The organism is Stenotrophomonas sp. 80084_Sma (assembly GCF_056481995.1).
Genome location: NZ_CM151177.1, coordinates 4732501 through 4743742, shown reverse-complemented (window position 1 = coordinate 4743742; position 11242 = coordinate 4732501). Strand labels below are relative to the sequence as shown.

Genomic DNA, 11242 nt, shown 5'->3' with positions numbered 1-11242 from the left:
GCATGGCTATCTCCAAGCACACTCCCGCCCTGTTCAACGAAGGCCTGCCGGACCCGCGCCTGCAGCAGTTCCGCATGCGCCGCCTGCAGGTGCACAACTGGGGCACCTTCAATGGCCTGACCGAAGTGCCGATCGCCGAGCGCGGCTTCCTGTTCGTCGGCCGTTCCGGCTCGGGAAAGTCGACCCTGCTCGATGCCATGTCCGCGCTGCTGACGCCACCGGCCATCGTCGACTTCAACGCCGCCGCGCGTGAAGCCGAGCGCAGTGGGCGCGACCGCAACCTGGTGTCCTATGTGCGTGGCGCGTGGGCCGACCAGCAGGACAGCGGCACCGGTGAAATCGCTACGCAGTACCTGCGCAAGGGTGCGACCTGGACTGCACTGGTGCTGGAATACCGCGCTGGCGACGGCCGCGTGGTCAGCCTGGTGCGCCTGCTGTGGATCTCCGGAAACGGCACCTCGGCCGGTGACGTGCGCAAGCACTACATGATCGCCGAGCGTCCGTTCGACATCGCCAAGGATCTCGGCGGCTTCGACCTGGACCTGCGCAAGCTCAAGCAGAAGCTGTCCGACCTGCACCACTTCGACACGTTCTCCGGCTACGCCGAGCGCTTCCGCGACCTGCTCGGCATCGACAACGAGATGGCACTGCGCCTGCTGCACAAGACGCAGTCGGCGAAGAACCTGGGCGACCTCAACGTCTTCCTGCGCGACTTCATGCTCGACACGCCGAAGACCTTCGACGCCGCCGAGCGCCTGGTCAGCGACTTCGCCGAGCTCGATGGCGCGCACCAGGCCGTGGTCACCGCGCGCCGCCAGGTGGAAACCCTGTTGCCGGCACGCGCCTACTACAACGATCTGAAAGAGATGCACCGCCAGCGTGGCGACGACGAAGCACTGAAGCTCGGCGTCGACAGCTTCCGCGAAAGCCGCCGCCAGGCGCTGATCGAAGCGCGCCTGCGCGAGATGGACGTGCGTGACCGTGGCCTGCTCGGCGAAGAGGCCCAGCGCCGCGCCGCGCTCGACAACCACACCGAGCGCCTGGCCGAACTGGAACTGCAGCGCCGCCAGCAGGGCGGTGAGCGCATCGAGGAACTGGAGCGCGAGCAGGGCCGCGCCGAAGCCGAGCGCGACCGCCGCAAGGCCAAGCGTGACCAGGCCCAGGAGGCGGCACAGCAGCTGCAGGCCGAACTGCCCGACGATGCCCATGGTTTCGCCGAGCTGGTCGAGCGCGCACAGAACGAACTGCAGGACCGCCAGCGTGCCTCGGCGGCACTGGACGATGCGATCAGCGATCGCCTCGGCGGCAAGCGCGATGACGAGCGCCGCTTCGGTGAAGTACGCGTCGAACTCGAAGCGATGCAGCGCACGCCGTCCAACATTCCGGCGCCGATGCAGAAGCTGCGCGCGCGCCTGGCCGAGGAAACCGGCATCGCCGAAGCGGCGCTGCCGTTCGTCGGCGAGCTGATCCAGGTCCGCTCGGAAGAGCAGGGCTGGCAGGGCGCCATCGAACGTGTGCTGGGCGGCTTCGCGCTGTCGCTGCTGGTCGATGACAAGCACTACAACGACGTCGCCGAGTGGGTGAACCGCACTCACCTGGGCATGCGCTTCACCTACTACCGCGTGCGCCGCAACGATGATGCGTTCGCGCGCGAGCCGTCGGCGAAGTCGCTGCTGCACAAGCTGGAGCTGCGCGAGCATGTGTTCGAAAGCTGGCTGCGGCGCGAGCTCGGCAAGCGCTTTGACTACGAATGCGTGGATGCCAAGCAGCTGCGCAACGTCGACCGCGGCATCACCCGCGAAGGCCAGGTCAAGCATCCGGGCGACCGTTTCGAGAAGGACGACCGCAGCGCGGTAGGCGACCGCCGCCGCTGGATCCTCGGCTTCAACAACCACGACAAGGTGGGCGCCTTCGAGCGCGAAGCACAGGAACTGGCCAAGCGCATCGCCAGCTGCGAGACTGACATCGCGCGCCTGCGCGGCCAGCGTGACCGCGACAACGAACGCCGCCTGGCCTGCCACGAGCTGGTCAGCATCAGCTGGAACGAGATCGACATCGCCGCTCCGCAGCAGCGCCTGAGCGACATCGAGGCCACCCTGCGTGACCTGCGCGAAGGCAATGCCGATCTGGCCAAGCTGGCCAAGCAGATCGACGCCGTGCGCGCCGACATCGAGCAGTCCCGCCGCACCTATGAGGACGTCCGCGTCGAGCGCGGCCAGCTGGTCAAGGAGCGCGATCGCCTCGACCGCGCCCGCCAGCAGAGCCGTGCGCTGGTGCTGCCGAGCCTGGCCCAGGAGCAGGAAGCCGGGCTCGCCGAGCGCCTGCAGGAGCAGGGCCCGCTCAGCCTGGAAACGCTGGAGGCGCACATGCGCCAGGTCAGCAACGCGCTGAACGAGCAGCTGTCGTCCTCGCAGCAGGACCTCAACCGCATCGAGAACCAGCTGATCGGTTGCTTCCGTCGCTTCATCCAGCAGTGGCCGGAGGAATCGGGCGACTTCACCGTCTCGGTGGCCTCGGCCGAGGACTTCCTCGCCCGCCTCGAACGCCTGGAGCGCGACGGCCTGCCGCAGCACGAAGAGCGCTTCTTCGATCTGCTGCAGAACCAGAGCAAGAACAACCTGCTGGCCCTGCAGCGCCACAGCGCCGAGGCCCGCAAGTCGATCGGCCAGCGCCTGGACGAGGTGAACGCCAGCCTGGAACAGGTGCCGTTCAACCGTGGCACGCTGCTGACCATTGAACTGAGCGACCGCCGCCTGCCGGAAGTCGGTGAGTTCCACCTGCAGCTGCGCGAGGTGCTGTCGCAGCAGCAGACCGAGCAGCGCGAGCTGGCCGAATCGCAGTTCACCGTGCTGCGCCAGCTGGTCAACCGCCTGGGTTCACAGGAAGGCGAAGACAAGCGCTGGCGCGAACTGGTGCTGGACGTGCGCATGCACGTGGAGTTCATCGGCGTCGAGCTGGATGCGGAAACGCGCCAGCAGGTCGAGATCTACCGCAGCGGCGCCGGCAAGTCCGGCGGCCAGCGCCAGAAACTGGCCACCACCTGCCTGGCTGCGGCACTGCGCTACCAGCTCGGCGGCGCTGACAGCCAGCTGCCCAGCTACGCCGCGGTCGTGCTTGACGAAGCCTTCGACAAGGCCGACAACGAGTTCACCGCACTGGCGATGAACATCTTCGACAACTTCGGCTTCCAGATGGTGGTGGCCACCCCGCTGAAGTCGGTGATGACGCTGGAACCGTTCATCGGCGGTGCCTGCTTCGTCGAAATCAGCGGCCGCCACGACTCCGGCGTGCTGCTGATCGAGTACGACGAAGAAGGCAAGCGCCTGAAGCTGCCCGAGCGCAGCCGCCAGCAGGCCAACGAACCGGAAGAAGCGGAGGCCTGACCCGGCCGATTGAATGGGAATGCCGGCCAGCGGCCGGCACTACCCATGGGCGGGGTTCATGACCCGGTAGTGCCGGCCGCTGGCCGGCAACCGCACTCACGCTCCGCGGAACGTATCCCACGCCATCCGCGCGATCAGCACCACCACCAGCCCCACGAACAGCTTGCGGATGAACGGCGTGCCGCCCTTCAGCGCCAACCGCGTGCCCACCACCGAACCGATGATGTTGGCCGCCGCCATCGGCAGCGCGAACAGCCAAAGGATGTTGCCGGTCGGCACGAAGAACGAGATCGCCGCCACATTGGTCGCCAGGTTCACCACCTTCGACGCGGCCGACGCGCGCAGGAAATCCAGGCCGAAGAAGCGCACGAACAGGAAGATCAGGAAGCTGCCGGTGCCCGGCCCGAAGAAGCCATCGTAGAAGCCGATCGCTGCACCGATCGCCAGCGCGATCACCAGCTCGCGGCGGCCGATCTCCTGCGGCCGGTGCAGCGCACCGAAGTCCTTTTTCCACAACGTGTAGGCCAGCATCGCGATCAGCAGCACCAGCACCAGTGGGCGCACCGCGTCCTTGGGCAGCAGGCTCACCGCGGTGGCCCCGGCGAAGGAGAAGATGAAGGCGGTGCCGGCCGCGAACAGCACCGGCTTCCACGGGAAGCGCACGTTGCGCGCATAGCGCCAGGCAGCCGCACCGGTGCCGAACATCGAACTGAACTTGTTGGTACCGAACAGCATCGCCGGCGTCTGCTGCGGCAGCACCGTGAACAGGCCGGGCAGCTGCACCAGGCCACCGCCACCCACGGCGGCATCCACAAGACCGGCGATGAAGGCGATCACCACCAGCCACCACAACTCAGGGGGAACCAGTTCCAGCACGGCGATCAATCAAGGTGGGGGCGCGACAGCATACGCCTGTCCTGCTTCAGCTGGCCCGTGCCGCGCGTGGATCAATCCGCGCAACCCGGCGACAATGCCGGCATGAGCCGAAAACCCGCCGATCCCTGTCCCTGTGGCCTGCCCGCCGACTATGCCGCCTGCTGCGGCCGTTTCCACACCGGTGAAGCCGCGCCCGACGCCGAGCGCCTGATGCGTTCGCGTTACAGCGCCTACGTGCGCGGTCTGGCTGACTACCTGCGCCAGAGCTGGCACCCGGACACGCGTCCGGCCGAGCTGTCACTGGATGAAGCACCCGGCCAGCGTACCCATTGGCTGGGCCTGACCGTGCACGAGCACACCGTCACCGGTGCCGATAGCGCCGATGTCCGCTTCACCGCGCGCTATCGCGTCGGCGGCGGCAGTGCGGTCAAGATGACCGAACACAGCCGCTTCCAGCGCATCGACGGCCGCTGGTACTACCTCGACGCGGTCTGAGCCTCAGCCGCCACGCACGGCCAGCACGCGCTGGCCGGCATGTGCGTGCACCTGGTTGCGCCCCCCGTCCTTGGCCACGTACAGCGCCTGGTCGGCGGCCTTGACCACCGCCATCGGGCGCGGATCCACATGGCTGTCGGCCAGGCCGATGCTCACTGTCACCTGTACCACCTGGCCGCTGCCACCGCGTCCGCGCTGCTGGCGGCCGGCTTCGTCATCGCGGCTGCGGGTGCTGCGGTCGCGCAGCTGCATGCGGGTCTCCTCGATGCTCTGCCGCAGCGCCTCCACGGCATCCATGCAGGCCGCCGCAGGGCGGTCCAGGAACACCACCGCGAACTCCTCACCGCCATAGCGGAATGCACGGCCACCGTCGCCCACCCGCGCCAGCCGCGAGGCCACCAGGCGCAGTACATCGTCTCCGGTGTCGTGGCCATGGGTGTCGTTGAATGATTTGAAGTGGTCCACGTCCACCATCGCGATGCTGTAGGTGCCGCGTGCCCGCTGCAGGGTCTCGTTGAATGCCCGTCGCCCCGGCAGGCCGGTCAACTCATCGCGGAAGGCCATGTGGAAGGACTCCTGCAGCATCGCGCCCAGCATCAGCAGCAGGGCGGCGCTGCTCAGCGCCGGCAGCAGTACAGGGTGCAGGAAGATCCGCGGCAGCATCCACCACAGGCACAGCAGGGCCAGCAGCATCGCCGTGTGCAGTGGCCGAGGATGCCGCCACGCCTGCCAGCCCAACGCTGCGGTCGCCAGCAGGAACAGCAGCGCCGGCAGCTGCGCCAGCGCGTTCCAGTCGGCGGGAATCCAGGCCCAGTGACGGTTCGACAGCAGATCGTGCATGCCGCGCGGCTGCTGTGTGGCTAGCAGCAGGAAGATCATCACCGCGGTGCCGCTGGCAATACCGCGCAGCAGCAGGTCCTGGCGCCGCCGTCCGCGCTCCGGCCACAACGCAAGGCCGGCAGACAACAGCGGCAACCAGGCCGAGATGGCGTGGAAGCGCAGCGGTGTCAGCGTGGTGACATGGCCATTGCGCAGGTAGCCAGCGACGTCCTGGTGCAGCAGCGCGAACATCACCGCCACAACCATCAGCAGGCACAACGTGCGCACCTGGTGGTAGAGCAGGGCCAGGCCGGCACCGAGGCAGGCCAGCAGCCAGGGCAGGATGCGCTGCGCCGGGCTGGCCACGTCTGCGGTATCCAATGCGGTCCACACCACCACGGCAACCAGCACGGCAGGCAGCACGAACAGGTAATGCGCAGGCTGGCGGAGCGGATGCAGGGGCAAGCAGGAATTCCAGCGCGGTGACGACGCGGCCGCAGCATTGCCGTTAGCGGCGTTCGTGGTGGCTTCTTGAATGCGGCAGGCTCATCCATGTGAACGAAGTGATGCCGAACCATGACGTCGCACTCACCATCCAGCGCCGATGCTGCCCACATGGACAGCGTACCCGCCGCCGTCGCTGCCCCGCAGCACGATCTCGCCCGCCAGTTCGCCCATGTACGGACGCGCAGCCTGCAGTTGGCCGCGCCGCTCAGTGCCGAGGACGCCATGCTGCAGAGCATGGCTGACGCCAGCCCGAGCAAATGGCACCTGGCCCACACCACCTGGTTCTTCGAACGCTTCGTGCTGGCGGGTTTCGGCACCGCGCCAGCGCATGACCCGGGCTGGGACTACCTGTTCAACAGCTACTACAAGAGCATCGGCCCGGCGCATGCGCGGCCACAGCGCGGGTTGCTGTCGCGCCCGTCGCTGCAGCAGGTGCGAGACTACCGCCAGCAGGTCGATGCGCAGGTGCAATCGCGGTTGGCGGCGGGCGATCTCGATGAACAGGCACTGCAACATCTGCAGCTGGGCCTGCAGCACGAGCAGCAGCACCAGGAACTGCTGCTCACCGACATCAAGCATGCGTTCTGGTGCAACCCATTGCAGCCCGCCTACCGCGAGGACCTGCAGCCTGCCACCAGCGCTGCCAGTGCGCAGGGCTGGATCGAATCATCCGAGCGCATCGTCACGGTCGGCGCCGCGGCATGGCCGCAGCAGGCCGCGTTCGCCTACGACAACGAATCGCCAGCGCACCGCGTGCTGCTCCCCGCGCACGCATTGGCCGAGCGTCCCGTCAGCAATGCCGAGTATCGGGCCTTCATCGACGCCGGTGGCTATCGCGAACCGCGCTGGTGGCTCAGCGAAGGCTGGGCGCTGCGCGAAGCCGAGGGCTGGCAGCACCCGCTGTACTGGGATGACGCCCTGCAGCGCGAGTACACCCTGGGCGGTTGGCGCGAACTGGATCCGCACGCGCCGGTCTGCCACCTCAGCTACTACGAGGCCGATGCCTGCGCCCGCTGGTCCGGCGCGCGCCTGCCCAGCGAGTACGAATGGGAAGCCGCCGCTGCGTCGCAGCCGCTGCGCGGCCATTTCGCTGACGACGACCGGCTGCACCCGCAGGCATCGCAGGGCAGTGGAATACGGCAGCTGTTCGGCGATGTCTGGGAGTGGACCCACAGCGCGTATGGCGCCTATCCGGGCTTCCGTCCCTTCGCCGGCAACCTCGGTGAGTACAACGGCAAGTTCATGTGCGGGCAGTGGGTGCTGCGTGGCGGCAGCTGCGCGACACCCCGCGGCCATGTGCGCGCCAGCTACCGCAACTTCTTCATGCCGCCGGCGCGCTGGCAGTTCTCCGGGCTGCGCCTGGCCAGGGACCTCACATGAGCACCGTGCATGACGCGCTGCAGGCATTGACCGATCTCACCCCCGGGCGGCAGCAGATCCTCTCCGACGTAGTGGCCGGACTCTCACGTACGCCGCGCCAGCTGCCGTCCAAGTACTTCTACGATGCGCGTGGCTCGCGACTGTTCGAGCAGATCACGCAGACCCCCGAGTACTACCCCACGCGCACCGAGCTGGCCCTGCTTAAGCGTGTGCTGCCGGACATCGCCCGCAGCGTTGGCCCGCGTCTGCACGTGGTGGAGCTGGGCAGCGGCAGCGGACGCAAGACCGCGCTGCTGCTGGCCGCACTTCACGACCCGGTGGCCTATACGCCGATTGAAATCTCGCGGGCCGCGCTGCTGTCCAGCATCGATCATCTGGCGCCGGCGTTGCCGGAGGTGGAGATGCTGCCGGTCTGTGCCGACTTCACCCGCCCCGTCGCCGTTCCCATGCCCGAGCGCGAACCCGCGCGACGGCTGCTGTTCTTCCCCGGTTCCACGCTGGGCAACTTTGAAGGCGAAGACGCGGTCGCACTGCTGCGGGCGATGCGCCAGACGATGGGCCGCGACGGCCTGGCCCTGGTCGGCATCGATCTGCACAAGGACCCGGCTCTGATCGAAGCGGCCTACAACGACGCGCAGGGCGTCACCGCCGCGTTCACTCTCAACCTGCTGGCCCGGCTCAATCGCGAGATCGGCAGCGACTTCGACCTCGACGGCTTCCACCACCGTGCCTGCTACAGCACCGCGCGGCTGCGCATCGAAACCGATCTGGTCAGCCGCTGGGCGCAGGATATGCATCTGGACGGCCGCACCTTCCACTTCGCCGCCGACGAACCGATCCGTGTGGAGTACAGCCACAAGTACACCGACGACAGCTTCGAGGCGCTGCTGCAGCACGCGGGCCTGCAGGTCACGCAGCGCTGGAATGCCGACAGTCCCGCCTACGGCCTGCGCCTGCTGCGTGCCATCTAGGGCGGCCGGCCAGCCGGTACCCCTTCAGGTTCTGCAGCACCGCTACCCCTAAGATGGCCGTGCAACGGCAACACGGAGGACGCCATGCCCATTCTGACCACCCTCGGCCTGGCGGCCGCTCTCGCCTCGCCCCCCGCGCTGCCTGCAGCACCGGATGCCAGCGTCGATCTGGCCTTCAGCCGCTGCCTTTCGGGCCTGCAGGCCACGGCCGCCAGCCAGGGCATCAGCGCCGAGCGCTTCAACGAAATCACCGCCGGCCTCACCCCGGACCCCAGCGTGCTCGGCCTGCTCGACGCGCAGCCGGAATTCACCACGCCGATCTGGGACTACCTGGCCGCGCTGGTCGATCGCCAGCGCGTGGCTGATGGTCGCGCCATGCTGCAGCAGCATCGCGACCTGCTCGATCGAGTGTCGGCGCAGTACGGCGTCGATCCGGCCACCATCGTCGCGGTCTGGGGCGTGGAGAGCGACTACGGCCGCGTGTTCGGCAAGCGCCCCCTGCTGCAGTCACTGGCCACGCTGTCCTGCGCCGGCCGTCGCCAACCCTTCTTCCGCGGTGAATTGCTGGCACTGCTCAAGCTGATCGACCGCGGCGACCTGCAGGCACAGGGCCTCACCGGTTCCTGGGCCGGTGCCTTCGGGCATACGCAGTTCATGCCCAGCACCTACGCACGCATCGCCGTGGACGGTGATGGCGATGGCCGCCGCGATCTGGTCGGCAGCATTCCCGATGCGCTGGCCTCCACTGCCAACTACCTCAAGCGTGCCGGCTGGCGCAGTGGCGAGCCGTGGGGCATGGAAGTTCTTGTTCCCGCTGGCTTCAACGCCAGCCAGGCCGGACGTACCCAGCGTCGCGCCCTGGCCGACTGGCGTGCGCAGGGCCTGACCGCGCTGGATGGCAGTGTGCTGGCTCCGGCCAACCTGCCGGCGGATGCGCGCGCCGCCCTGCTGCTGCCGGCCGGCAACAAGGGCCCGGCGTTGCTGGTGTTCCGCAACTACGACGCGATCTACAGCTACAACGCCGCCGAAAGCTATGCGCTGGCGATCGCCACGCTGGCCGACCAGCTGCGTGGCGGCAATGAGCTGGCCACCGCCTGGCCGACCGATGATCCCGGCATCGGCCGCGATGAACGCCGTCAGCTGCAGACCCTGCTGCTGGCGCGTGGCCACGACATCGGTACCGCCGACGGCATGATCGGTACCGCCACCCGTCGCGCGATCCAGTCCGAGCAGCAGCGCCTGGGCTGGGCCAATGCCGATGGGCGTGCCGGCCAGCGCATCCTGCGCGCGCTGCAGGAAGAGGCGGCCGCCATCGCACCCGCTGCGCAGAAGGCCTTGCCCCAGGCACGCTGACCGCGACATCATCGCCGCGGTCTTCAAGGAGCGTCATCGCATGCAGTCGGATCCGGACATCAGCAGCGGCCTGTATCACGGGCTGGAGGCCTGGCACGTGCGCACCCCCAGCGCGACGGCGGTCATCAGCGTGTTCGGCGGACAGCTGCTGTCGTTCATTCCCGATGGGCAGCCCGATGTACTGTGGCTTTCGCCCACGCGCGCCGAGCTGCCCACGCCCATCCGCGGTGGCGTCCCGGTGTGCTGGCCGTGGTTCGGCCGCCAGGGCCAGAACAATGATGTGCCCGCGCATGGCCTGGTGCGCACCGCGCGTTGGGAGCTTCTGCAGGCCAGCCAGAGCGATGACGGTGAGGTCGAGCTGCAGTTGGCACCTGCACCCTGCGCCGATCCCGGCCTGCGCCTGCAGATGCAGTTGCGCATCGGCCGCCAGCTGCGTCAGCAGCTCGTCACCGAAAACACCGGAACCTCGCCGGTGACCTTCACCCAGGCCCTGCACAGCTATTTCCGGGTGGGCGATGCCAACCAGGTCGAGGTCGAGGGCCTCGACGGCCTGCAGTACCTGGACAAGTACGAGGACTATGCGCAGCTTCGCCTGCAACAGGGACCGTGGTCATTGCGCGATCCGCGTGACCCCGGTCGCAGCGATCGCATCTATACCGGTGCCGGCGGCCATTACGTGCTGCGTGATCCCGTACTGCAGCGGCGGATCGAGATCCGCAGCGAAGGCAGCCAGACGCTGGTGGCCTGGAATCCCGGTGCGGAGGCGGCAGCGAAAATGGCCGATGTCGGCGATGGCTGGCACGATTACGTTTGCCTGGAAGTGGCCAACGCAGGCCCGGAGCAGATTACGCTTGCGCCGGGTGAGCGCCATCAACTGGTGCAGACCCTGGCCAGTACCGCGCTGTAGGCGCTGGCAGCGGTTTCAGTTTGTCGATGCAGTAGCAAGGACGGAAAACATGCAGGAAGCACAATGGTGGTACGCCAATGGCAGGCAGAGCAGTGGGCCGGTGGATCTGGCCGGTCTTCGCCAGCTGCAGCGGGAAGGGACGGTCACGGCGCGAACGCTGCTCTGGTGCGAGGGCATGCCCTCGTGGCGGCCGTTGGCGGAGCTGGATCAGGCCTCAACGCAGGTCGAGGTGGCTCCGGTCCTGGATATCGACGCAGCGCCCGCGGCTGAGGGCATCGCGTCGAGTGTCGGCGATCCGTCCGACCCCTATCGTGCGCCGGTCGCTGCACCGGATGTGGCTGCGGCTGCCGGGCTGGAGGGCGAGATGGCCTTGTACGCCAGCGTGGTCGGTGGCAACTTCCCGATCTATCGCCAGCGCTGGCGGCTGGATCAGGGCATCGCCACGGGCAGTGGCACCTGGCACTGGCCGGCCTTCCTGCTCGGCCTGATCTGGATGATGTACCGCAAGATGTACCGCCTGGCGGCGATGTGGGCTGGCCTGCTGCTGCTGA

The 11242-nt window shown here is 68.0% G+C and carries 9 protein-coding genes (1 of these 9 cut by a window edge); 7 read left to right on the top strand and 2 right to left on the bottom strand.

The window, feature by feature from the left end:
* Positions 1-2 precede the first annotated feature (2 nt).
* On the top strand, positions 3-3383 hold the full coding sequence (locus ACZK3W_RS21745) for an ATP-binding protein (RefSeq protein ID WP_125895897.1): 3381 nt from the start codon (positions 3-5) through the stop codon (positions 3381-3383).
* A gap of 96 nt (positions 3384-3479) precedes the next feature.
* Here the strand turns inward: ACZK3W_RS21745 and ACZK3W_RS21740 are convergent, their stop codons facing one another.
* A complete protein-coding gene (locus ACZK3W_RS21740) occupies positions 3480-4259 on the bottom strand; it encodes a sulfite exporter TauE/SafE family protein (RefSeq protein WP_014039007.1) in 780 nt (259 codons plus the stop codon).
* Positions 4260-4361: 102 nt separating this feature from the next.
* On the opposite strand from ACZK3W_RS21740, the gene ACZK3W_RS21735 reads away from it, so the two are divergent.
* Positions 4362-4754 (top strand): YchJ family protein, encoded by a 393-nt coding sequence (locus tag ACZK3W_RS21735; RefSeq protein WP_125895940.1) that lies wholly within the window; start codon positions 4362-4364, stop codon positions 4752-4754.
* 3 nt (positions 4755-4757) lie between these two features.
* Here the strand turns inward: ACZK3W_RS21735 and ACZK3W_RS21730 are convergent, their stop codons facing one another.
* Positions 4758-6038: a GGDEF domain-containing protein gene (locus tag ACZK3W_RS21730; protein WP_125895939.1), complete on the bottom strand. Its 1281-nt coding sequence runs from the start codon at positions 6036-6038 to the stop codon at positions 4758-4760.
* Between the two features lie 150 nt (positions 6039-6188).
* Between ACZK3W_RS21730 and egtB the strand changes: the two genes are divergently transcribed.
* The 5 genes from egtB to ACZK3W_RS21705 all read left to right on the top strand — a co-directional run.
* Complete coding sequence (egtB, locus tag ACZK3W_RS21725) at positions 6189-7460, top strand: ergothioneine biosynthesis protein EgtB (protein ID WP_478450270.1); 1272 nt, start codon at positions 6189-6191, stop codon at positions 7458-7460.
* Positions 7457-8431, top strand: a complete 975-nt coding sequence (gene egtD, locus ACZK3W_RS21720) for an L-histidine N(alpha)-methyltransferase (RefSeq protein WP_125895937.1) — start codon at positions 7457-7459, stop codon at positions 8429-8431. Before egtB ends, egtD begins: the two co-directional genes overlap by 4 nt.
* A gap of 84 nt (positions 8432-8515) precedes the next feature.
* On the top strand, positions 8516-9784 hold the full coding sequence (locus ACZK3W_RS21715; protein WP_125895936.1) for a lytic murein transglycosylase: 1269 nt from the start codon (positions 8516-8518) through the stop codon (positions 9782-9784).
* A 40-nt stretch (positions 9785-9824) separates the two neighbouring features.
* Complete coding sequence (locus ACZK3W_RS21710) at positions 9825-10691, top strand: D-hexose-6-phosphate mutarotase (RefSeq protein WP_071229489.1); 867 nt, start codon at positions 9825-9827, stop codon at positions 10689-10691.
* A 49-nt stretch (positions 10692-10740) separates the two neighbouring features.
* On the top strand, positions 10741-11242 hold the 5' portion of the coding sequence (locus tag ACZK3W_RS21705) for a DUF2628 domain-containing protein (protein ID WP_125895935.1). The gene runs 272 nt beyond the window's last position; only the first 502 of its 774 coding nucleotides appear in the window; the start codon lies at positions 10741-10743; its stop codon lies off the right edge, out of view.